General features: G+C 55.0%; 20 protein-coding genes. 17 read left to right on the forward strand and 3 right to left on the reverse strand.

All coding sequences use genetic code 11. From position 1 onward, the window contains the following. Positions 1-7 precede the first annotated feature (7 nt). The 12 genes from F1379_RS21735 to F1379_RS21790 all read left to right on the forward strand — a co-directional run bounded on the left by F1379_RS21735 (position 8) and on the right by F1379_RS21790 (position 13817). Positions 8-442, forward strand: coding sequence for an NUDIX domain-containing protein (locus F1379_RS21735; protein ID WP_150273891.1), 435 nt, complete (start codon positions 8-10; stop codon positions 440-442). A gap of 96 nt (positions 443-538) precedes the next feature. Further along, the gene (locus F1379_RS21740) at positions 539-1303 is read left to right on the forward strand and encodes a TSUP family transporter (RefSeq protein ID WP_150273893.1); all 765 of its coding nucleotides are present in this window, start codon (positions 539-541) and stop codon (positions 1301-1303) included. 35 nt (positions 1304-1338) lie between these two features. Then, positions 1339-1803, forward strand: a complete 465-nt coding sequence (locus F1379_RS21745) for a GNAT family N-acetyltransferase (protein ID WP_203457154.1) — start codon at positions 1339-1341, stop codon at positions 1801-1803. Further along, entirely contained in the window at positions 1781-2971 is a 1191-nt protein-coding gene (locus tag F1379_RS21750; RefSeq protein WP_150273895.1) for an alanyl-tRNA editing protein, read from the forward strand. Before F1379_RS21745 ends, F1379_RS21750 begins: the two co-directional genes overlap by 23 nt. A gap of 789 nt (positions 2972-3760) precedes the next feature. Then, positions 3761-6112: an ABC transporter permease gene (locus F1379_RS21755; protein ID WP_150273897.1), complete on the forward strand. Its 2352-nt coding sequence runs from the start codon at positions 3761-3763 to the stop codon at positions 6110-6112. 45 nt (positions 6113-6157) lie between these two features. Then, the gene (locus tag F1379_RS21760; protein WP_150273899.1) at positions 6158-6934 is read left to right on the forward strand and encodes an ABC transporter ATP-binding protein; all 777 of its coding nucleotides are present in this window, start codon (positions 6158-6160) and stop codon (positions 6932-6934) included. Positions 6935-6994: 60 nt separating this feature from the next. Beyond that, positions 6995-7675 (forward strand): response regulator transcription factor, encoded by a 681-nt coding sequence (locus F1379_RS21765; protein WP_150273901.1) that lies wholly within the window; start codon positions 6995-6997, stop codon positions 7673-7675. Continuing rightward, the gene (locus tag F1379_RS21770) at positions 7662-8948 is read left to right on the forward strand and encodes a sensor histidine kinase (protein ID WP_150273903.1); all 1287 of its coding nucleotides are present in this window, start codon (positions 7662-7664) and stop codon (positions 8946-8948) included. The genes F1379_RS21765 and F1379_RS21770 overlap by 14 nt, the downstream gene beginning before the upstream one ends. Before the next feature lie 71 nt (positions 8949-9019). Continuing rightward, complete coding sequence (locus F1379_RS21775) at positions 9020-9550, forward strand: cupin domain-containing protein (RefSeq protein ID WP_150273906.1); 531 nt, start codon at positions 9020-9022, stop codon at positions 9548-9550. A 396-nt stretch (positions 9551-9946) separates the two neighbouring features. Further along, positions 9947-10756, forward strand: a complete 810-nt coding sequence (locus tag F1379_RS21780; RefSeq protein WP_150273908.1) for a GNAT family N-acetyltransferase — start codon at positions 9947-9949, stop codon at positions 10754-10756. A 99-nt stretch (positions 10757-10855) separates the two neighbouring features. Continuing rightward, positions 10856-11839, forward strand: coding sequence for an aldo/keto reductase (locus F1379_RS21785; RefSeq protein WP_150273910.1), 984 nt, complete (start codon positions 10856-10858; stop codon positions 11837-11839). A 10-nt stretch (positions 11840-11849) separates the two neighbouring features. After that, positions 11850-13817 carry an elongation factor G gene (locus F1379_RS21790; RefSeq protein WP_150273912.1) on the forward strand — a complete coding sequence of 656 codons (1968 nt, stop codon included), beginning with the start codon at positions 11850-11852 and terminating at the stop codon, positions 13815-13817. A 159-nt stretch (positions 13818-13976) separates the two neighbouring features. On the opposite strand, the gene F1379_RS21795 is transcribed toward F1379_RS21790, so the two are convergent. Then, positions 13977-14594, reverse strand: coding sequence for a hypothetical protein (locus F1379_RS21795; protein WP_162551235.1), 618 nt, complete (start codon positions 14592-14594; stop codon positions 13977-13979). Positions 14595-14822: 228 nt separating this feature from the next. On the opposite strand from F1379_RS21795, the gene F1379_RS21800 reads away from it, so the two are divergent. The 5 genes from F1379_RS21800 (at position 14823) to F1379_RS21820 (ending at position 20268) form a co-directional block, all read left to right on the forward strand. Continuing rightward, a complete protein-coding gene (locus F1379_RS21800; protein WP_150273917.1) occupies positions 14823-17738 on the forward strand; it encodes an S-layer homology domain-containing protein in 2916 nt (971 codons plus the stop codon). A gap of 277 nt (positions 17739-18015) precedes the next feature. Then, entirely contained in the window at positions 18016-18417 is a 402-nt protein-coding gene (locus F1379_RS21805) for an NUDIX hydrolase (RefSeq protein ID WP_150273919.1), read from the forward strand. A gap of 157 nt (positions 18418-18574) precedes the next feature. Then, a complete protein-coding gene (locus tag F1379_RS21810) occupies positions 18575-19000 on the forward strand; it encodes a DMT family transporter (protein WP_150273921.1) in 426 nt (141 codons plus the stop codon). Positions 19001-19039: 39 nt separating this feature from the next. After that, entirely contained in the window at positions 19040-19750 is a 711-nt protein-coding gene (locus F1379_RS21815) for a Crp/Fnr family transcriptional regulator (RefSeq protein ID WP_150273923.1), read from the forward strand. Between the two features lie 14 nt (positions 19751-19764). After that, the gene (locus F1379_RS21820) at positions 19765-20268 is read left to right on the forward strand and encodes a DMT family transporter (RefSeq protein ID WP_150273926.1); all 504 of its coding nucleotides are present in this window, start codon (positions 19765-19767) and stop codon (positions 20266-20268) included. Positions 20269-20862: 594 nt separating this feature from the next. Here the strand turns inward: F1379_RS21820 and F1379_RS21825 are convergent. Beyond that, a complete protein-coding gene (locus F1379_RS21825; RefSeq protein ID WP_150273928.1) occupies positions 20863-21909 on the reverse strand; it encodes an anthranilate phosphoribosyltransferase in 1047 nt (348 codons plus the stop codon). Between the two features lie 12 nt (positions 21910-21921). Then, positions 21922-22518 (reverse strand): ANTAR domain-containing response regulator, encoded by a 597-nt coding sequence (locus tag F1379_RS21830; RefSeq protein WP_150273930.1) that lies wholly within the window; start codon positions 22516-22518, stop codon positions 21922-21924. Between the last annotated feature and the right edge of the window lie 215 nt (positions 22519-22733).

A 22733-nucleotide genomic window follows, 5' to 3' on the forward strand; every position in this document is an offset into this window, starting at 1 on the left:
GGCTATTTTGGCGGATGGTTATTTATTGAGCGTTGTGCATGTATTCCTGATACAGGATGAACGTATTCTGCTGCTCCGGCGCAGAAATACAGGGCGTCACGACGGAGAATACGGCCTGCCTGCAGGCCGGCTGGAGCGGGGAGAAGAGGTTCATTCGGCCGCCATCCGGGAGACAGAGGAGGAATGCGGAGTGATCATTTCGCGGGATAATTTGAGAATGGTCTGTGTGATGCAGGTCCGGACAGCGGAATCGGAGCGTGTTGATTTCTTCTTTACTGCCAAGGATTGGGCGGGTGAGCCCCGGAATATGGAGCCGGAGAAATGCGATGATCTGCGCTGGTTTCCGCTGGACCGTCTGCCGGATAACCTGATCCTCCATGACCGCCTGGCGCTGGACAAGCACAGACAGGGAGAGTGGTTCTTCAGTTTGGGCTGGGAATAGGTTACCGGCAATTTAATATGGTCTGATCCTGCAAAATTGTGTATGCTTGAATCTGCATGAAAGCTCTGAAATACATAGCAAGGGGATTTGCAGGAAATGGACCAAATGAGTACGGGTATTATTGTCCTTCTGATTATTTGCGGCTTTCTGGCAGGGCTGATCGACTCCGTGGTCGGCGGCGGCGGCCTGATCAGCATCCCGGCACTGCTGGCGGCGGGCATTCCCGTCCCTCTGCTGCTGGGGAGCAATAAGCTCGCGGGAACACTGTGTTCCCTGACGAGCACGGCGTCTTTTCTGAGGTCGGGCAAAATCGACTTCCGGGCAGTCGGCAGACTGATTCCCTTATCGGTCATCGGTGCGGTAGGCGGTGCACTCACCGTGCGTCAGGTGCCTTCCGAGTTTCTGAAGCCGCTTGTGATCGTCATGCTGATAGCCATTACCTTGTATACACTCTTCAAAAAATCCTGGGGCGACGTCTCCACCTACTCCGGTGACAGCAGAAGAACACGTTATATCGGGATGCTCGCCGCGTTCGTGATCGGGTTCTATGACGGCTTCTTCGGACCGGGCACCGGGTCGTTCCTGATCTTTGCCTTTCTGCTGATGGGCTTTGAATTTGTGACTGCCGCCGGCAATGCCAAGGTGCTGAATTTTGCCAGTAATATTTCCGGTCTGCTGACCTTTATATTCGTAGGCTCTGTGAGCTTCGTCTATGGACTGATGATCGGCATTCCGATGATTATCGGCGCACTCGTCGGCTCGAAGCTCGCGATCCGCAAGGGGGCCGCTTATATTCGGCCATTGTTCATTACCGTGACCCTTGTGCTGATCGGCAAGCAGATTTGGGATACGCTACACTAATACGAGAGATAACAATCCATGGAGTTGAATGTTAAATGAATATCCATTTGGTAAGTAAAGAAGCTGCCTGGAAGCTTCGGCATGAGGTCATGTGGCCGGAGCGCGAGCCCGAATATGTGCGCATTGACGGAGATGATGCAGCAGAGCATTACGGGCTGCTGGACGGAGAACGGCTGGTATCCGTCGTGTCTTTGTTCCGCGAAGGCGAGGAGGCACAGTTCCGCAAGTTCGCTACATTGGAAGCTGAGCAGGGCAAGGGTTATGGTACCCGGCTGCTGGAGTATGTGCTTGCAGCGGCGGCTGCGGGTGGAGCAGAGCGGATATATTGCAACGCCCGCAGCAATAAAGCGGGGTTCTATGCGAAGTTCGGGCTTGCCCCTACAGGGGAAAGCTTCCATAAAGGCGGCAAAGAATATGTAATTATGGAGCGGCGGATCGGCGCTGCCCGGCCGCAACCATCAGAAGGGGATGCTATCCATGACGAAGAAGCTTTACTATGAATCGGCCGATATAGCGGAATGGCAGACGGTAGTCACCGGAAGTCTGCAAAGAGAAGGCAAGGAATATGTAACGCTGGCCGAAACGGCGCTTTACCCGCACGGCGGAGGCCAGCCCTGCGACACCGGACAAATCGGCGGCGTGCCTGTACTGGATGTTATTCTGGAGGGCGAAGAAGTGCTGCACCTGGTGGAAGCTGCGCTCCCGGTCGGAGAAGCCGTGCATTGTACCATCGACTGGGAGCGCCGTTTCGATCATATGCAGCAGCACAGCGGCCAGCATCTGCTCTCGGCGGTCTTCCGCGAATCATTCGGAGCACAGACGTTAAGCTTCCATCTGGGAGCGGACTATGCCACGATTGATATCGCCCTGCCGGAGCTGGAGCCGGAGCAGCTGGCCACGGTGGAAGCGGAGGTAAACCGGCAGATTTATCGCAATCATCCGATCACCAGCTATTTCGTCAGTGAAGCGGAGCTGGCCCGGCTGCCGCTGGCCAAGCAGCCCAAGGTTACGGAGAATTTCCGGATCGTCGAGATTGCGGGTATAGAATATAACGCCTGCGGCGGTACCCATGTATCCGCCACGGGCGCGATTGGCATGATCAAGCTGCTGCGCGCCGATAAGCAGAAGGGAAATGTGCGGGTGACCTTCAAATGCGGAGGCCGCGCCCTGCGCGAATTCAATGACCAGTCGCGGATTCTTGGCGTCCTGGCAGCCAAGTACAACACCGGCAAGGATGAGATTATAGACCGGATCGAGAAGTGGGAGCAGGAGCAGAAGCGGCTGGAGGCAGAACTGGCCGAGCTCAGGGAGACCAACGACGGCTATGCCGCGAAGGAGCTGCTGGCGGCTCTTGCGCCGGGCGCCGGGCTGCTCAGCCGCATCTTCGAAGCGAAGTCGCTGAAGGAGCTGCAAAGCCTGGCCGCGAAGCTCACGGCGCTGACCGATCTGCCCGTGCTGCTGCTCTCGTCAGCAGAGAATAAAGCGGTGCTGGCCCACAGCGGGCAGGCCGGCTTCTCCTGCGGGGCATTCTTCAAAGCCGAGCTGGGTGCCTTCCAGGGCAAGGGCGGCGGCAGCGACAGGCTGGCCCAGGCCGGGTTCCCGGAATGGGAGAATGCGCAGGCGTTCTATGAATTTGCCGGGGAGAGACTCTCCGGTGCAGGGGAGTAACCGAGCGCCGGTTTAGAGGCGGCCTGGAGCGTTGTTAATTCAATGGCCCGGCTTAAGCACAGGGAGACATCTGATGCTTGCTTACAAGAGTGTTCTGCAGCCGCCCACGCGGCTTGCCGGACACTCTTTTGGTATAGGCGAAATAATGTTTACGTTCAATCTCTCGCCAGCGTACATTTGAACTTCCGGTCGCTTCCCGCCGCTAGATTTCTTGATTAATACCGCTAGTTGCGTTTCCCGCCTCCGCCCGATGGCTTTCCGCAGTAGAGCGGATACCAGAAGCACGAACTGTCATCGTTTTAAGCTGCTGAAAATATATCGTTCACAGCAATTAGTTCGATTTTCGCACACTATTTCAGTCTGAATTACGGATTTCAGCAATCTAATTCGATTATCGCCACTTAATATGGTCGAAATTGATGAGATTACTATTTTTCACCCATATTAGGTTGCGGAAATCCAACTAAGTGTCTGATTATGCTCTATGTAGGTCAAATTAAGTGACGATTTTCCAACTACGTCCGCGAACAGGGGTTGCTTTTCGTTCCTCATAACTATACAGAGCCGGACAGAGCTGGCTGCCAGCGGATTTTACAGCAATTAGCGGTATTCATCAGAAAATCGGGTAACGAGGAACGGAATCGGCAGCGGACGGAAGTCCATAGCTTTGCCGAATTCACTTTCCAGCCTTATTCAGCCCTAATCTTAAGTTTAACTTATATAGTTAAGGATTATTTAATAACTGTCCCGTTATAATCGCTTCAGAGCATAAGGAAAGGGGCTACATACATGTTTCTGAAGATTCTCAAGAAAGATCTGCAGCGCAAGAAAACGATGAACCTGGTACTGCTGGTGCTGGTCATCCTGGCTTCGACGCTTGTGGCAAGCGGCACCAATCTGCTGTACACGACCTCGACGGCGATTAACAGTTTCATTGACAAGAGTAACGTTGCCGATCTCATTATCACGACAGCGGATAATCCTGAGACGGGTAGCGCCATCAGCGCCTGGACGGAAGGGCAGCAGAACATTCAGGCGGTCTATTCACAGCAGCTCATTAATGTTCTGGCCAAACAAATCGGTCTGCCGGAAGGGCGCAAGGCAATATCCACCAATGTCGGGCTGCTGCTGTCCACCGTTCCGGAGAAGGTCAACCTGGTCTTTAATGAACATAATAGCAGTCTGACCGTGAAACCGGGAGAAATTGCTCTGCCGGTCAGCATCGGAAACGCCACTGGACTGCAAACCGGTGATGTGATGGAGTTACGTCTTGCGGGCGTCACCAGAACCTTTACCGTATCCGGATTCTTTAAGGATGCATACCTGGGGTCCGATCTGCTGACGATTAAACGAATGATCATATCCGCAGAAGATTTCACATCCATCCGGGATGCGGTGGCTTCCGAATCTTTGACCAAGCTGTGGAGCTTTGTGGCTGCGGCGGGCACGCCGGGCGGGGGGTTGTCTACAGCCCTGTCGAAGACGGATATTCCGGTCAGCTTCGAGATTGACAAAAGTCTGGTCAACGCCTCTTTTCTCACGGACCGGATTATCGCCGCATTGATTGTGGCTATCAGCCTGTTTCTGATTTGCATTGCATTTCTCACCTTGCGCTTCACCATCGTATCGACCCTGCAGGATGAATACCGGAGCATCGGCATCATGAAGGCGATAGGCTTCAATAATTTCAGTATTAAGCGGCTGTATCTGGTCAAATATCTGGTGCTCGCCTCGGCTGGCGGAGTTGTCGGTCTGTTTCTCCAAATGCCGCTGACCCAGGCGATGTCCAGCAGTATCTCCCAGTACATCATTGTTCCAGATAGCTTTGCTGGAGATGCAGTCGCAGCAGGCAGCGTAGCGGTGACTGTGGTCATCATCCTGCTCTTTTGCCTGCAGTGTATGCGCGCAATCAGCAAAGCCTCGGCTATCGACGCCATCAGGCTGGGCCATACCGGAGAGCGGTTCGGCAAATCGCGGGTCATCCGGCTGCACCGCAGCAGAATCCTGCCACCAACGGTAGCGCTGGCGCTGGGCGACGTGCTGGGCAAGCTGCGCAGCTACACGACCCTGATTGTTACGGTGGTGCTGAGCACGGCGGTGATGATTATCCCGATTAATTTGATACATACCATATCCACGCCATCCTTCATTCAGTATTTCGGCACCGCACCGGCGGATTTCTACACCAAGAGCGAGATTGCCGATGTTCCGCTGTCTGTGGTGCATCAGGAAATGGAGCGTCTCAAGCAAGTGTTTCAGGAACACGATTACCCGGCAGCGTTGTCGGTGGACTATACCTTCGTGACGAAGTACATCTCGGATGACGGCGAAGACAGCCGGAATATCGGCGGCATCAAGAGCGAGCCGGCGGCAGAGCATTTATATCTGGAGGGGGTCAGCCCGCAGCTGGCGAATGAAATTGCCATTACCAGCATCATGTCCGAGAACTATGACAAACAGCCCGGGGATAGTATTGTGTTTGAGATCGACGGGAAACGAAGCACGTTTCTGATCACCGGCATTTTTCAGACCATTTCCAATGAGGGCTATATGGTGCGGGTGTCTCAGGAGTATGTTCCGCAGACGGTAACCAGTTATCAATTCGGCGGGACCCTTGAAGCTCCGGCCAAAGAGAAGCCCGCACTGATCGCGCAAATGAAGCAGGAGCTGTCCGAGCTGGAAATAAAAAGCGGAGAAGATATGCTGTCCGTGGTAATTGGCGGTTTCATGGGACGGCTGCAGAGCGTCAAGGCGCTGCTGATCGGCATTGTGTGCCTGATTGTCTTCTTCATTGCCAGCCTGTTCGTCCGGCTGCTGATCGCCAAGGAAGTGCGGGGCATCGCCGTGATGAAGAGCCTGGGCTTCACCAGCGGGCAAATCCGGCATTGGCAGATGCTGCGCATACTGTTCCTGATGATAGGTTCCCTGGCGGTAGGGGTGGTTGCGGCCAATCTGCTGGGTGAGCGCATGTTCGCGGTAATCTTCCGGATGTTCGGCATCACACATCTGGAATTTGCGATCGCGCCTCTGGAGGTCTATCTGCTGTATCCGGCATTGCTGCTGACAGTAGTAGTGCTTGCCGTCTACAGCAGCTGCGGGCAAATTAAACGGGTGCAGGTCTGGAATATGAACATGGAATAAAATAATCCCACACAGTGGAAACGATATAAATGGAGGGAATACGCTATGAGCGCTGTTCTGGAGGTTCGAAATCTGTGCAAGACTTACATTGTCAACAAAGCCCAAAACCATGTGCTGCGGAATATCAGCTTCACCCTGGAGCAAGGCGAATTTGTATCGGTTATGGGTCCGTCCGGTTCGGGAAAATCCACCCTCCTGTACACCGTCAGCGGAATGGACCGCTCCACTGCCGGTGAAGTCATCTTCGACCGGCAGAAGCTGGACGGATTAGGCGATAAGCAAATGGCCGAAATCAGGCTTACGCAGATGGGCTTTATTTTTCAGCAAATGGTCATGCTCGGCAATCTGTCGGTTTATGATAATATAATTCTGGCAGGCTATCAGAGCCTGAGGAGCAAGGGCAGCACCCGTACCCGCACCCAGGTGAACGAGCATGCTGACCGGCTGATGCGTAAGCTGAACATTATTGATCTGGCGGGCCATGATATTACCGAGGTCTCAGGCGGTCAACTGCAGCGGGCTTGTATCTGCCGTTCGCTGATCAATGAACCGACCATGCTGTTCGCCGACGAGCCGACGGGGGCGCTCAATTCCCAGGCGGCGAAGGAAGTGCTGGAGGAGCTGTGCCGGATTAACCGTGAAGGCACCAGTATAATGATGGTAACGCATGATGCGAAGGTGGCGGCGCAGACCGATAAGGTGCTGTACATGCTGGACGGCAATATTCAGGGTGAATTTCAGCTGGGCAAATATACGGGGGAGACGGAGCTGCGCGAACGGGAACGCAGGCTGAACGAATGGCTGATGGCGATGGGCTGGTAGGCGGCCAGGCTGGAAATACGTTTCTGCCGTGAGCTGCCGTACCTGCAAGGGAGGGGAACCATGGCGGATATATTAATGATTGAAGATAACCGTGAGCTGGCGGATGTGATTCGCGATTTTTTGCAGGCAGAGGGTTATTCGGTGCATACTGCGGTTACAGGCGAAGAGGGACTTGATTATTTGGAGCGGAGTGCGGTCAAGCTGCTGCTGCTGGATATTATGCTGCCCGGGCTCGACGGATTTGCCGTCTGTGCCAAGGTCAGGGAACGGTATAACCTGCCGATTCTGATCATGAGCGCGCGGCACGGCGACGACAACAAGATTATCGGGCTGGAGCTAGGGGCGGACGATTATTTGGAAAAGCCTTTTTCGGTGCAGCTCTTGACGGCCAAAGTGAAAGCGCAGCTGCGCCGCAGCTATGACATGAAGGCGGATAAACAGCTTCTGGCCGACGGGGATATTGTAGTAGACCGTGACGCCATGCAGGTATTCAAGAACGGAACGCCGCTGCCAATGACGATGAAGGAATATGAGCTGCTGGTGCTGCTGCTGGATCATAACGGCAAGGCGCTGCGCAAGGAGTGGCTGTTCCAGCAGGTGTGGGGGGCAGACAGCTTCAGCGAGCCGTCTACACTTACAGTACATATCAACAAGCTGCGTGACAAAATCGAGCATAACCCCAAGGAGCCGCGACGCATCGTCACGGTATGGGGCGTCGGATACAAGTATGAAACGGTTTAACCGCATAATGCTCTGGACACTGATTGCCGGTGCCGTCTTGATCGGTGTTTATTTCCTCTGGGCCTGGAGTGAACCCGGAACCAGAAGCGATAAGCAGTACCGGATTGAAATCAACCGGCTCATGGCTGCGGTACAGAACGGAGCCGATCCGTCCGGGCTGAAACCGCGAGAGTTGGGCTACAGCTACATTCAAAATGTGGACTGGATAGCTGCAGGCAGCGGGAGCGGGGAGTTGGCGCGGTATTTTGCAGGCGACGGGGTGGCGGATCAGGAGGAATATACGGTACAGCCGGTGTTTGACGGGGTGAAGCTGTCCGGTTACCTTCGGATTCGCTACCAGGTGCTGGAGCAGAAGCGCACGGAGCTATGGATCGCAGGCGGGCTGCTGCTTCTGGCGCTGGCCGCAATCTATGCGGTACTGCTGTATATCCGTAAAGCTATCATTCGGCCCTTCCACCAGATCGAGGAGCTGCCGTATGCTCTGGCCCGCGGGCGTGTACCCACCGGCATGAAGGAGTTGAAGCACCGTTATTTCGGGCGGCTGATCTGGGGGCTGGATGTGCTGCGCGAGACACTGGAGGCCCAGAAGCAGACCAATGTCCGGCTGGAGAAGGAGCGGCAGACGCTGATTGCGTCGCTCTCCCATGAGCTGAAGACGCCGGTGGCTGCGATCAAACTGTACTCCAGCGCGCTGTACGGGAACTTGTATACAGATGACGCGAAGCGGGCAGCGACGGCCAGGAAGATCGAACAGCAGGCGGAAATCATCGAAGGGCAGATCGCGGAGCTGATCACGGCTTCATCCTCACCGCTGCAGGAGATCAGTGTCCTGAGCCATGAGTTTTATTTGAGCGACTGGCAGGAGCGGGTGCTGGAGAATCACCGGGAACGGCTGGAGCTGCGCAAGATCCGGCTGGACATCGGCCCTTACGAGGACAAGCTGCTGCGCGGGGATGCGGCTAAGCTCCAGGAGGTCATGGATAATCTGCTCGACAACGCGGTGAAGTACGGCGATGGACGGGCCATCCGCCTGTCTTTCCGGGTGGAAGAGTACCGCCAACTGATTGAGGTGGAAAATACGGGGGCTTCGCTGTCGCCAGCCGAGCTGCCGCATATCTTCAGCAGCTTCTGGCGCGGCTCGAATTCCGCCGGGAAGCCGGGCAACGGGCTGGGACTATACATCTCCAGACAGCTGCTGCGGCAGATGGATGGAGATCTGTACGCCGAGACCAGGGAACAGGGCATGGCCTTTGTGTTGGTGCTGCGCTTCTGAAGGGTAATGATCTGGGAAGCCCCGCTTTGCGGGAGTATGTAGCGGGGTTCCAGTAGAGGAGGCTGATGTATATGACGCATATTGCACCCGTACCTGCTTCGGAAATTACCGTCAAGCCCTTCCGGTTCACGGACGATGGCCTTGTCCCGAACAATCCCGGGCTGCCTGTGCTGGTCTATTCCGGCGCTTTGAGGGAGCATCCCGAATCCGCCGAGGAGCTGTTTAACCGCAATGGCTGGGGCAACAGCTGGCAGAACGGTGTGTTCGGTTATCATCACTATCACGGCAACTCGCATGAGGTGCTGGGCGTGATGAGAGGCAGCGCCCGGCTCCAGCTTGGCGGTGAGCATGGCGCCGCGCTTGAGGTGCGCGCCGGCGATATCGTGGTCCTGCCTGCCGGAACAGGCCACAAACGCCTGTCGGCCAGCAGCGATTTCCGCGTGGCGGGCGCGTATCCCGGCGGAATGAGCTACAACACCCGCCGGGACAATACCGCCGACCACGACGCGGCGCTGGCGGAGATTCCCCGCGTGCCGCTGCCGGATAGCGATCCCGTTTACGGAGCGCAAGGCCCGCTGCTGGAGCGGTGGCGGGAGAGCTAGAATGAGAGAGTGGCTTGCTGCTAATGGCTGCTGTCGAGGTACTAAGTGGAAATACGCCAACTAATTCGCACTTATTGACTGGAATTGCAGATCTAGTTAGATAATCGCCACTTAATATGGGTGAAAGTTCGCTCTGGCCCAGATATTGGACAAATTAAGTGGCGATTATCGAATTAGTTAGCTGTAAAACTTAAAAATGGTGAAATTAGTGTGCGAAAATCGAACTAAAGTTTGACCAGACGGGTTCCGTACAATTAAAACCCGGAAACCGCTAAAGCCGGAAACTCAAGGAGCCTGAACCGTGCCGCTGACAGCGGCAGTTCAGGCTCCTTGCGGCAGTTCAGGCCGCGGTTGAAGCTAACAAGTTATAATATAACGCGGAAAGCAGGAGCGATAATGATAGAGTTGAAGCCAGAGCAGTATCTGCTGGCAGAGTCTTTTTTTACCGGCAAGAAGCAGTATATCCCGGCGCTGGCTGTCCTGCACGGCAACTATCCGGGCCGCGTATTTGCAGACCGACTGGTTGATCCGTCGGCGGCTGTAGTCTGGGCTACAGACAGATGGATGTACTTTGAGGGCGACATGGAACAGGCGGAGACCTTGCGGCAGTTTGCCGCTTTTGTAGAGAATACAGCCGTCCCGGACTGCGAATTGCGCAATGAGCGATGGTTCGAAGTGTACACCGGAGACTACAGTGGGCTGGATCGGTTTCTCCGCTCGGGAATAAAGCGGCTTGAGGTGCTTAAGCACCGGGAATCTTCTTATGTGCTGAATCTGGAGAAGTTCACAGCGCTGCCGGAGCTGATTATTCCGGGGCCTGCGGGTCAGCTGCGTGTAGAGATCGGTGAATATCCGGTTCTGGAAGACGGGCCGGGCCATCCTGCCGCTGTAAATAAGAGGTTCCAGCAAATGACCCGGACCGGAGCAGCGGTCCTGCGCGGTGAGGAAATGCTGGCGCTTTGCCGGAATAACGGGTTGATGCTGGATAGGGAGTATTTTGTAGATACCGATACGTTTGCAGCGGAGGAACGCGGAAAGGGCTATGCCATGCTGGCTGCAGCTACATTAATCCGTTACTATCTGGCACAGGGAAAGCATCCGCTATGGGAAACTACACATGACAATTTGCCTTCGCACAGGCTGGCTCTCAAGCTGGGGTTCGAACCGATGGAGGATTATCCGGTATACGCTTTTGTATTAAAGTAAACGCTTAATTCCTGCTGGACCTATGGTGTACGGGCGTACATAATAGGGGAGGAACACCATTTGCGAACTTACTTTTGAGCATAGAAGGAGGCAGCATAGATGAACTACCGTAAACTGGGCAACACCGGACTTGAAGTCAGCGAGGTGAGCTTTGGCACCTGGGCCATCGGCGGAGACTGGGGAATGAGCAGAGATGAGGACGGCTTGCGCGGGCTTGCCCTCGCGATGGAGCAGGGGGTTAATTTCTTCGATACCGCCGACGTATACGGCTCCGGCCATGCCGAGGACCTGCTCGCCAAGGCGACCAAAGGCAAAGAGGATGAAATTCATATTGCCACGAAATTTTGCCGAGCCGGGGACATTCATAATCCGGACACCTATTCGGAGCGGCAGGTGCGCGAATATTGCGAACAGAGTCTGCGGCGGCTGCAGCGGGAGGCCATCGACCTGTATCAGATCCATTGTCCGCCGATTGAGATTCTCCGTGACGGCAGTGTGTTCGGGGTGCTGGACCGCTTGAAGCAGGAGGGCAAAATCCGCCATTACGGCGTCTCCGTTGAGACCGTAGAGGAAGGACTGCTCTGTCTGGAGGCTCCGGGTGTCCAGGCGCTGCAGGTCATTTTCAACCTCTTCCGCCAGCAGCCGGCACTTGAGCTTCTGCCCCGGGCAAAGGCGCAGGGGGTAGGCATTCTGGCCCGACTGCCGCTCGCCAGCGGTCTCCTCACCGGAAAGTTCAAGGAAGACAGTGAATTCGAGGCCAGCGACCACCGCAATTATAATGCCAACGGCAAAGCCTTTAATGTAGGCGAGACCTTCGCCGGCCTGCCGTTCCGCAAAGGAGTGGAACTGGCACGCAGCCTGGACTGGATAGCTGAAGGGCGGGGCAATATGACCCGGGCATCGATGCGCTGGATTCTCGGCCACCCGGCGGTCAGCTGCGTGATTCCGGGCTTCAAGAATGAAGGCCAGGTCACGGATAATCTGCAGGCATCGGAGGTTCCGCCGTTTACAGCGGAGGAAATGAAGCGTCTCGGCGCCTGGTACCGGGAGGACGTGGCTCCCCATATTCGCGGAGGGGTATGACGGCTGAATAATGATGAACAAAACCATCGGGCTGCTGGCACATGTGGACGCCGGCAAGACCACGCTTGCCGAACAACTGCTCTTTCATACACAGACCATTCGCAGCCGGGGGCGGGTGGATCACAAGGATACCTTTCTCGATACGCATGCGATTGAAAAAGCGCGCGGGATTACCGTCTTCGCCGACCAGGCGGAATTGGTCTACGGTTCATCCCGCTACTTTCTGCTGGACACGCCGGGCCATGTCGATTTCTCCCCGGAGATGGAACGGACACTCCAGGTGCTGGATTACGCCGTTGTCATCGTCAGTGCGGTTGAAGGGGTGGAGAGCCATACCGAGACAGTCTGGCATTTGCTGCGGCGGCACGGGATTCCAACCTTTTTCTTTATCAACAAGACGGACCGCGCCGGCGCTGATCCGCAGCGCGTGCTCACGGAAATCCGCGAGACGCTCAGCCCGGATGCCGTGTTGCTGCCGCGTCTGACGTCTCAGGCCATGCCGGAGGAGCTGAAGGCATTCATGGCTGAACGCGATGAACGGTTGTTCAGCGCCTATCTGGAAGGGAATCTTCCGGATGATGGGTGGCACCGGGAATTGGCCGCCATGGTACACAGCGGGGCCCTGTTCCCTTGTACGGCGGGCTCGGCCCTGCAGGATCAGGGAATAGCCGAATTCCTTGCGCAGCTGGAGGCTTTGACGGTCAGCGCATATGATCATACTTTGCCCTTTGCCGGCAGAGTCTACAAAATCCGCCACGACGACAAAGGCACCCGGATGACTTATATCAAAGCGCTGCAGGGCCTGCTCAAAGTCAGGGATGAACTGTCCTATGGGCCGGAGGGGCAGCGGCTCTCGGAGCGCGTGACCGCGATCCGCAAAGTCAGCGGTTCTAAGCAAGAGGCTGCGGATTGGGGAGCTGCCGGTGAATTATTCGCCGTCGTCGGGCTCTCGTCCGCGCTGCCCGGTGACGGGGTGGGCGCAATTGCCGGGTCTGCGGGCAGCGATTTGGTGCCGACGCTGAAATCGCGCGTAGCCTTCGCGCCGCCCGCACATTTGAAGGAAGTGCTGCAGGCCTTCATGATCCTTGGCGCCGAGGACCCTTCGCTGAATGTCAGCTGGGAGGAGCAGCTGCAGGAGCTGCATATTCATGTAATGGGCCAGATTCAGCTTGAGGTGCTGGAGCAAATTCTGCGGGAGCGTTTCCGCATCACCGTTACCTTCGGTGAGCCGGAAATTCTCTATAAGGAGACCATTGTGTCCACGGCGTACGGATATGGGCATTTTGAGCCGCTGGGCCACTATGCCGAAGTGCATCTGAAGCTGGAGCCCGGGGAACGCGGCAGCGGGATCACGGTAATCAATGCTTGCCATCCGGATGATCTGGCCACCGGCTACCAGCACCAGATCGTGCAGATTCTGCAGGAGGAAGGCCATCATGGCCTGCTCACCGGATCGCCGCTGACGGACCTGCAGCTTACCCTGCTAAGCGGACGGGCGCACAACAAGCATACTAGCGGGGGTGATTTCCGCGAAGCCGCGCTGCGGGCGCTCCGCCAGGGGCTGGAGCAGGCGGATAATGTGCTGCTGGAGCCGGTCTATGCCTGCAAAATCCGGATACATCCGGATGACCTGGGCAGGGTGATGACGGATATCCGCCAGGCTGCCGGAAGCTTTGCGCCGCCGGAGATGACCGGCAGCCAGGCCGTTATTTCCGGTACAGTTCCCGTGGCCAGCTTTATGAACTATGCTGTGCGGCTGGCCTCTATGACACAGGGCAAAGGATCGTTATCCCTGCGCGTGGCGGGGTACCAGCCCTGCCACCAGACGGAGGCCGTCGTTCTGGCGAAGAATTACAATAAGAATGCCGACCCGCTATATACGGGTGCCTCCATCTTCTGCTCCAAAGGACAGGCGTATTCGGTACCCTGGGAGGAAGCGGAGCGGCATATGCATATTAAAGAGCGCAGGGAAAGATAGCGCGAACAATGCGAACAACGCTAACAACGCAAACAACGCGAACAACACGAACAACAAGAGGGCTAGAGGCGTTTTTCTGACAAAAGCAGCGTCATCAACCAAACAGAGCAGCGGTCTCCCAACCACGGGGCGGCCGCTGCTCTGTTTGTCATGCCTAAGTTAATCAATGTTCGCAATTCCCCAGACGCCAGCTTTATTTTGCGTGAAGAAGTAAGTGATGCCCTGATTCTGGACGGTGCCATCCGGAAATTTCTTGGCGTAGCGGACCCCCACACGAATCTGATCGCGTCCGTCGATTTTAATTTTCTCCAGGAGGTCGAGGTTGTAGAACATATACTGTACATCCGGCTCACTAAAGAACAAGGCTTCCCGCGGATACCCGTCTTCCTGCATGAATGGCTTGAAGTCTTCTACATTCTGAGCGGTAACGGCTTCAAGGCTGCCCTTGAATTTCGCGATGATCTCTTCGTTGAAGAAGCTTTGTGGATACGGGGCAAAATCAATAAATACACCTTGCTGGAATTCTGTTTCTGTAATATCTTTGAACACCTGGGCTGCAGGATCAATCAATATTTCGGAAACCGGCTGAGCAGACACGGAATCTGCAGCAGGACCCGGCGTTGCAGCGGAAGCAGAAACAGAAGCAGGTTGACTTGCATGGCTGCTTATTGATGCATCCTGTGCAGGCTTGTCTGCCTTTGCGCATGCGGATACAAGTAATGTCCCGGCAATGCATACTGATAACCATAGGATAGAGGGCGCTCTCAATGCTATCATTCCTCCTTAAAATTGTAGACGGATGGGGCACTGGAAAGTTGCGAGCCGGATAAGTGCGCAGCGAAAGGAAAGAAAATTATGTATATTTATACCTGTGAAATCTCCTAGTCCTAATGTAAACTAAAGAAGCTGTCGAAATTTGGTCCGTTGCCCTATCCCTGGGACCCCTCCCGGGACTATATGGGATAACACTGCTCATTGATAACATACATAGAAGGGGTGTTAACGATGCTGGTACAGAAAGTACGACGCAGCGTAAGTCTGATGATGGTATTTGCCCTGCTGCTGGGCAGTCTTATGCCGCAATTGGCATTTGGCGAGTCAGCGCAGATCAAAGACATTTCAGGTTCTTATGCGCAAAAGGAAATACAAGCATTAGTAGAAGCAGGAATCATCTCCGGGTATGAGGATCATACCTTTAAACCGACCAAGGCTATGACACGCGCCGAATTGGCAAAGATTATTGTGTTGTCCATGGGGCTGAAGGAAAACAGCAATTCGGCTGCGCCGTTTAAAGACGTCGCCTCCAATAGCTGGTACCGCGGATACGTAGGTGCGTTGGTCGAATCCGGCATTACGCAAGGGACCTCTCCGGCGACCTTCAGTCCGGACGCAAAGGTAAGCCGCGAAGAGCTGGTTGTGTTCTTTATCCGTGCGTTTGAGCTGGAGGAGACGGCCAAGCAGCTCCCGTTGGATAGTAAGCTGTCTGACCTGTCAGAAGTATCCGAATGGGCCAAAGCAGGGATATCCCTTGCCTTTAAGAATGGCTTAATCAACGGAACTGCAGCCGGTGACGGAACGGTGCAATTCAAGCCCAAAGACTATGCGGAGCGGCAGGCTCTGGCCCGTCTGGCTTATGAATTCAACACCAACAAGTCCGTTTATGTCGAGAAATCCAAGGCGCTTCTTGATGAAGTGACCAATCATAATGCAGTGCCTTCAGCATCGCCGACGGCAACGGCAACACCGACGCCGGCTCCGGTATCGGGAGGATCCGGCGGATCCGGCGGATCCGGCGGGACCTCTCCGGTAGTGCCGGCAACGCCAACTGCGACACCGACAGTAGCACCAACAGTAACGCCGACAGTAACACCGGCGCCAACCGCAGCGCCAACATCAACTCCTGTACCTCCTGCGAGTCTTGGCAGCCTTCAAATGGCGGTGAATGGTGAGAATACCGATTCCATCTACGCGGATGAGGCGACAGAGGTCGTGTTCCGTGTACCCCTGGAAGGGTCCCAAACGGTAAGCAGCAGTGTCTATGAAGTGGATGCAGGCGGCAAGGTCATCTCCGAAATTACAACCCTGCATGATGATGGTCTGGAAATTCATGGGGACAGCCTTAAAGCCGATGGAGTCTACAGCGGCAAGGCAACTCTGGATCAAAGCAGCGAGGGCTACATCAATCTGCAGGTATATACGGGGGATGTCCCGTCAAGCACAGTCTTCAAATTGTCCGTGATTCAGCATCTTACGGCAGAGCAGCTTACGCAGTCCGCAATCATTGAGACAGGCACTCAGGATAAGCTGGAAGAGCTGGCGGCCGAATACGGCGATTTGCAGAAGGCCAAGCAGGAGACCGTCGCCTGGCTGCAAACACAGGCGGAAGTGCAGTATGCAGGTGCTTCCGAGGCCGGCGGAGGCATATGGTATGTACTGGACAGCGGAATCCTGGGCGGCATTTCTGCGGCTCCTGAGAATTCCAAAGGCCTAAGCCGCACGGGGGCCAACACCGCTTCTGCCGATGCCATGCAGATAAGCTCGCTCTTGCAAAGTGTAGAAGAGCCTGCAGAACAAAATGTCAACACAATCGGCAGCAGCCGGGTTGCCGTCATTTCTCCATTCTCAGGCGAACTGGAATCGTCCACGGTGTATGATGCCGTGTACAATGAGTTCGTTCAATCGAGCAGCTCATTTACGGCGGAGAGAGTGAAGGATGACTCGGCGGATGTCAGCTTCTTCAAAGGGCTGAGCAGTTATGGCGTCGTTGTTCTGGATACCCATGGAGATACTTTTTATGATGAAAAGGTGCTCCAGTACCTGCACTCGAAATACGGTATCGACTTCAATACCGCCGGGCCGCAAGTGATGTTCCTGACCGGGGAGAAAGCGACCGCAGCATCCAAAAAAGCGTATGAGCTTGATTTGAAAAAGGGCAGACTGGCCATTATCTCCGGATATTATGCGATTACGCCATCTTTTATCACACGATACAACGATATGATGCCGGATACGATCGTCTTCAACGGCAGCTGCCGCAGCTTCTATAACAATTCTATGGCGGATGCCTTCATCAACAACGGTGCAGGCACTTACTATGGGTATACCGAGTATGTCAAGCTTGCCTATGATCAGGGAATTGCCCAGTCGCTGTTCGGCGCGTTGGTGAAGGAAGGCAAGACGACCCAGGAAGCCTTCCAGGCTGCTGTAGCTGCCAATGGCGCAAATGACGGCTTCGCCAAATTTGCCATGAAGGGCAGCGATATCGGCGTTAAGACTGAGGGCTTGATCAACGGAACCTTCGAATCAGGCAACTGGATGGGCTGGAACGGCAACGGGGACGTGAGAGTGATCTCCAAGCTGGGCCCGCTGAAGCCTACGGAAGGGAATTTCATGGCAATTATTAGTACCGGTCTTGGATTTGAGAACAATGATAACGGCGGAGTCGACCTTAACTCAAACAGCTATATTGAACAGAGCTTCCTGATTCCTGAGGGAGCGACTACCCTGTCGTTCGATTACAACTTCATCTCTGAGGAGCCGAAGGAGTTCGTCGGAACCAAATATAACGATACGTTTAAGGCCACGGTAACTTCCAGTGTCTACATTGAAACGGCTGCGCTCGTTACCTCCCATCTCTTTGGGGGAGATACGGTAACCAAGAGCGTCTACGGTGAGGAATCCGTAATTATCGGCTTTGAATCCATTAACGATTCGACAATGTACTGGATTGATGAGAATCAGGTGGCGATAGACTTCTACGGCGGTGACTCCACCGCATATATGACCAACTGGAAGCATGTGGAGTTTGACGTAAGCCAATTTGCCGGCAAGGCTTCGATTGTGCTTCGCTTCCACGTATGGGATCAGGGTGACAGTGTGTATGATACAGCAATCCTGATCGACAATATTATTGTGAAGTAACAGAGCAGTTCAGGTAAGAGAGCAGCGTCTGGGGACGGACCAGACAATAAACGGCTGGATCAGGGGATGTCCTTGAACCAGCCGTTTTTTTGAGGGAATCTGGCGGATTAAATTCCGCTGAATGGAGCATGGTAAGGGCAGGCAGGTTCATCCCGGCTTACTTACGGATCACGGACTTCTTGCCGTGCAGGCAGCCGCAGGACATATGTCCTTTATGTGCCGCATCAAATGCGTTTAAATACATAGAGACTGGCAAGGACATCGAGGAGGGATTCATATGAGCGGAAATATTGACAAAGTAGCCTGGATTCACGTAGTGGACGGCAAGGTACTGGGCGCCCGCTCCAAGGGCAAGGACACCTGGTACTTTCCCGGCGGTAAACGGGAGACAGGGGAGACGGATGAGCAGACGCTGATCCGCGAAATCGAAGAAGAGCTGAGCGTGCGCATCAAGCCGGAGAGCATCCGGCCGTTCGGGCGCTTTGAAGCGGCGGCGCACGGCAAGGCGGAAGGCGTCAATGTCGTGATGACCTGCCTGAGCGCGGACTATGAAGGTGAATTGGCACCGGCTGCTGAGATTGAAGAGCTTGGATGGCTGGATTCCAGTGACCGCGATAAGGTATCTGCGGTGAGCCGGCTTATTTTTGACCGGCTGCAGGAAATGAAGCTGCTCTCATAGCGTGGATTGCAAGCCCGCCTGCCGGCCGTCCGCCGGCTGAAGGCGGGCTTTTCGCGCGAGCGGCGCTCGATTTTGAAATAAAGGACATATGTCCTTCCTTAATAGCTGCCGGATGCCGTTTAATAAGAACTGAGATGATATAGAGGAGAGACCGAAGATGAGAGGGATTATATTCGCCATACTGGCGGGAGCCTGCATAACGCTGCAAGGCGTAGCCAATGCCCGGATCAGTCAGGACATCGGCACCTGGCAGGCCGCTACCGTTACACAATTCACCGGATTTATTCTGGCGCTGGTCATTCTGCTGTTCGCCCGCGATGGCCGCAAGCAAGGCTTTAAAGAGGTAAAGCCGCTGTATTTGTTCGGGGGTGCCTTTGCCGCCATTATTATTTTCAGCGAAGTGACTGCGATTCAGAATATCGGGGTGACGCTGTCCATATCGGCGTTGCTGATTGCCCAGCTGTTCCTGACCTTTGTCATCGACAGCCGGGGCTGGTTCGGTGTTATCAAGCAAAAAATGCGCTTGCCGCAGTTCATCGGCATTGGCCTTATGATCGCGGGTGTTATTATTCTCAAGCTGTAAGGCGGCAGTAGACGGATCAGAAGGAAAGGACGCTGTGCCATGAAAGAGATAACAGACCGGGAGCGGATCGCCGATTATTTGCGGATGCACGGTTTGGGGGAGATTTTTGCCGGGGAATTGCAGAAGCATCTGATGCTGGTCAGCTTCGCGGCTGGTGAGCATATCTGCATCAAGGGCGACCCTTCGGAGAAGCTCTATGTACTGGTAAAGGGCAAGCTCAAGGTTTACACGACATCGGCCGAAGGCAAAACCTTGATTATCGGCTTCAAATCACCGCTGGAGCTGATCGGAGATATAGAATATATCCAGTGTACGGAAATGCTGAACACGGTTGAAGCGGTGTCGCCGGTGCTCATGCTGGCCATCAATTACCGGCTGCTGCGGCAGTATGGACAGGATCACTTGCCTCTGCTGCAATTCCTGCTGAAGGTTATTACCGAGAAGTTCTACCGGAAATCGCATTTCCTGAGCCTGAATCTGATGCATCCGGTAGAGGTCCGGCTGGCCAGCTATCTGCTCTCCATCACTTATGACGAGTCGAGTCCGGAATTTACAGGCCGGCTTAGCACGATCAGTCTGACGGATACGGCCAATTTCATCGGCACCAGCTACCGGCATTTGAACCGGGTCATTCAGAAGCTGGCCGCACAGGGCCTCATTGAACGCAGTAAAGGATTCATCTTGGTTAAAGACAGAGAGGGTCTCGGCAGGCTTGCCGGACGCAATATTTATGAAGAATGGAATGGATGAAGGAGTGAAACAGTATGGTAATCGGACTTATTCTGGCTATGATCGCGGGGGCGCTGGTCAGTTTGCAAAATATTTTTAACACTAAGGTCAATCAGCATACCGGCTCGTGGTCGACGACCACGCTGGTGCTGGGCATGGGGTTCATCGCGTCGCTGGTGATGGGGCTGATCTTTGAGGGGGCGGATATGTTCACCCTGCGTCACATGGAGCTCTGGTACTGGTTCAGCGGTATCATCGGCGTCGGCGTCGTCATCTGTCTGGTGCAGGCCACGAAGCTGCTCGGCGCAACGTATGCCATCTCGATTGTCCTGACGGCCCAGCTCGGTACGGCGCTGCTGTGGGACTCGCTCGGCTGGCTCGGGCTGGAGAAGGTGCCGTTCACATGGAATCAGCTGATCGGCGTGCTCGTCATCGTCGGCGGCATCCTAGTCTTCAAGCTCGGCGGGGGCAACGGGACGGATGAGGAGCCCGCAAAGAACGCCAAGCCCAAGCAGCGCAAGGCGCTGCAGGCGAAATAACAGGCTGCAGACTGAACAGTTTGCAGGAAGAATAAAGCCAGGTCAGCGCCGTATCGTGGTGCGGACCTGGCTTGTTGCTGTTATCATCTTACCGGATAAACCCGGAGAGTGAACCCGGAGAGGATGTCGGACTTCCGATTTCGGCCGTTGTGCCGCCGTGGAATTCTCCATTTCGGCTTCTTTTAGGAGCCTGATCCGGCGGCAGCATATGCTTCCGATACCAGCTTGCGGCGACAAATTCAGGTGGCCAATTTCGCGCCTCCGATTCCAAGCTTACTTTTGTTCAAAGTGATCGTTAGTTGGAAAATCGCCACTTAATATTATCTATGGGGAGCTGTTTAACACATCTAGTTGGAAAACCGCCACTTAATATGGGGTGAAATGGATCATTGCGCTATTATCGCCGGAATTAGGTGGCGATAATCGAACTAGATGCCTTAAAACCGTAAAAACAGCAGAATTAGTGTGCGAAAATCCAACTATATACGCTGTACTTTTGAAATTCACATCAGATTAGGTCGTACAGCGGTGAATGTTTGGAGTTCCCGCCGCTGCCCGCCCCCAGATTCTACATCAAACCGCTATCAGAGCCGCTTAAACCGGCCCGAGACTGGGCGCCTTGCTGCCAAGCAGCGAGCTGCGCCATCTGGTGTACGCCGTCCAGGCTGCGCCGTTGTCCAGCAGCTCCTTGCAGGTATACACGCCTTCCTCGATGGAGTTCACCTTGCCGGCCAGATGCAGGCGCGCAGCGCCGTTCAGCAGCGTCTGATTATAGAAGGCCATGTGGCCGGCTCCCTGCAGCACCGCTTCGGCCGTCTGCAGCTGAAGCCGGGCGTTCCATTCGAGCACGGGCACTTCGCACTCCAGTCCGAGCGCTTCAGGATCGATCAGATCGAGCTCAGCCCGGCCGCCGGCAATGCGGTAGACCCGGTTCGGACGGTCGATGTAAAGATCCTCCGAGCCTTCCACACCTTGTACGACAAGCGCCTGCTGATAGCCGAGCTTCACAATCAGCCGGGACATCCGGTCGAACACAGTGTTGTGGAAGATGCCAATCACAAGCGACGGGGAGCAGGAGTAGTCGATCAGCTTCTCGGCCGTATTGAAGATGGTGCGCATTCCGATATCAACGCGCAGGTCGCGCAAAGCATCCAGTGCCGGGCACCATACCTCGGGCCGGGCGAACAGTACACCGCCGCTGCGGGCGGCTTCAATGGCCGCAGCCCGGCCCAGTCCGGCAGGGTCTATACCGGATTCGCGAAGGAGGTCCTGCAGCGTTACGCCCCATTTCGGGGGCAGCGCAGGCGCACCGTGCAGCGTTACGGGCAGACCGACAGCTGCGAGCAGAAAGGCTACCGGGAAGGTGGCAATGAAGGAATGCTTCCGGCCGTCATAAGGGCCGGCGCAGTCCAGCCCTTCGTGGACGGGCTCCCGGTGGGCGTACCGCCGGCAGACGGCGACGAATGCCTCCAGCTCCTCGATGCTCTCCAGCTTCATCCGCTCGGCAATCAGGAACGCGCCTACCTGCACGGGCGATGCGCTGCCGCTGAGGATAGCCTCTGCAGCATATTCCGCTTCCTCGTAATTTAGATCCCGGGCTCCGCGTTTTCCTCTGGCCACTTCCTTCAATATATTGATCATCGTATTAGCTCCTTAGGTTTGATCCTGCAGCAATTGGTAGACCTTGACGATCGAGGTGGCGACATCGACCATCCGTTTGCGCTCGTTCATTGCCTGCTTGCGCAGCAGATCGTAGGCTTCCGATTCACTGATATTCTTGGCTTTGGACAGAATACCCTTGGCCATATCGATCCATTTGCGTTCCTCAATCCGGGAGAGTAGCTGTTCCCGCTCCCGCTGCCATTCCTGCCGCTCTATGCTGCTGCGGGCGCTGAAATGCAGAATCCAGTGAATCTCCGGCGGCTGCATGGCGGGGGAGAGAATGCCGTCCACAATGATATTCTCGTCGCAGGCCGAAGCCGACAGGTTTGCGCTGTGCCTCGTGCACCACCAGAGAATAGGAGTGGCCTTGTACTGCAGCAGTTCCGCTCTCCAGGCCATCAGCCCGGTAACCGGCAGGTGCAGGATGGAGGCATCCGCGTCGCCAAGCAGCGGCAGCGCCTCCTCCAGTGAAGCGGCCGTATGCACGACATAGCCGCAGGCACGGAGGAGCGGGCCGGGGCTATCCGGAGAGCGCGCTTCTGCGTAATTCTCTGTTATAGCCTGATTGATAACCAACAGGGAATGCATAGAGTAACGCTCCTTTTGCACCTTAATGATTCACGTCTTAGGCAATTTAACGAGCCTTTAAAATAGTTATCAATGTTATATTATATAACACAATAATCGGTGAATTGTCGATAAATTAATTAAATAAAAATTTATATGTCACAATTATTGACGTTACACTCTATCCTGTTGTATAGTCGATGTAGTTAAATGAATCATCAAACGGATACAATGGC

The sequence above is a fragment of the Paenibacillus tepidiphilus genome (genome assembly GCF_008635795.1).
GTDB lineage: Bacteria > Bacillota > Bacilli > Paenibacillales > Paenibacillaceae > Paenibacillus_AQ > Paenibacillus_AQ tepidiphilus.

Coding starts and splice junctions, on each gene's coding strand:
- F1379_RS21825 (WP_150273928.1), bottom strand. CDS start 21,909: ATGATCAATATATTGAAGGAAGTGGCCAGAGGAAAACGCGGAGCCCGG.
- F1379_RS21745 (WP_203457154.1), top strand. CDS start 1,339: ATGAATATCCATTTGGTAAGTAAAGAAGCTGCCTGGAAGCTTCGGCAT.
- F1379_RS21740 (WP_150273893.1), top strand. CDS start 539: ATGGACCAAATGAGTACGGGTATTATTGTCCTTCTGATTATTTGCGGC.
- F1379_RS21800 (WP_150273917.1), top strand. CDS start 14,823: ATGCTGGTACAGAAAGTACGACGCAGCGTAAGTCTGATGATGGTATTT.
- F1379_RS21780 (WP_150273908.1), top strand. CDS start 9,947: ATGATAGAGTTGAAGCCAGAGCAGTATCTGCTGGCAGAGTCTTTTTTT.
- F1379_RS21830 (WP_150273930.1), bottom strand. CDS start 22,518: ATGCATTCCCTGTTGGTTATCAATCAGGCTATAACAGAGAATTACGCA.
- F1379_RS21795 (WP_162551235.1), bottom strand. CDS start 14,594: ATGATAGCATTGAGAGCGCCCTCTATCCTATGGTTATCAGTATGCATT.
- F1379_RS21820 (WP_150273926.1), top strand. CDS start 19,765: ATGGTAATCGGACTTATTCTGGCTATGATCGCGGGGGCGCTGGTCAGT.
- F1379_RS21750 (WP_150273895.1), top strand. CDS start 1,781: ATGACGAAGAAGCTTTACTATGAATCGGCCGATATAGCGGAATGGCAG.
- F1379_RS21815 (WP_150273923.1), top strand. CDS start 19,040: ATGAAAGAGATAACAGACCGGGAGCGGATCGCCGATTATTTGCGGATG.
- F1379_RS21810 (WP_150273921.1), top strand. CDS start 18,575: ATGAGAGGGATTATATTCGCCATACTGGCGGGAGCCTGCATAACGCTG.
- F1379_RS21770 (WP_150273903.1), top strand. CDS start 7,662: ATGAAACGGTTTAACCGCATAATGCTCTGGACACTGATTGCCGGTGCC.
- F1379_RS21790 (WP_150273912.1), top strand. CDS start 11,850: ATGATGAACAAAACCATCGGGCTGCTGGCACATGTGGACGCCGGCAAG.
- F1379_RS21760 (WP_150273899.1), top strand. CDS start 6,158: ATGAGCGCTGTTCTGGAGGTTCGAAATCTGTGCAAGACTTACATTGTC.
- F1379_RS21765 (WP_150273901.1), top strand. CDS start 6,995: ATGGCGGATATATTAATGATTGAAGATAACCGTGAGCTGGCGGATGTG.
- F1379_RS21755 (WP_150273897.1), top strand. CDS start 3,761: ATGTTTCTGAAGATTCTCAAGAAAGATCTGCAGCGCAAGAAAACGATG.
- F1379_RS21775 (WP_150273906.1), top strand. CDS start 9,020: ATGACGCATATTGCACCCGTACCTGCTTCGGAAATTACCGTCAAGCCC.
- F1379_RS21785 (WP_150273910.1), top strand. CDS start 10,856: ATGAACTACCGTAAACTGGGCAACACCGGACTTGAAGTCAGCGAGGTG.
- F1379_RS21805 (WP_150273919.1), top strand. CDS start 18,016: ATGAGCGGAAATATTGACAAAGTAGCCTGGATTCACGTAGTGGACGGC.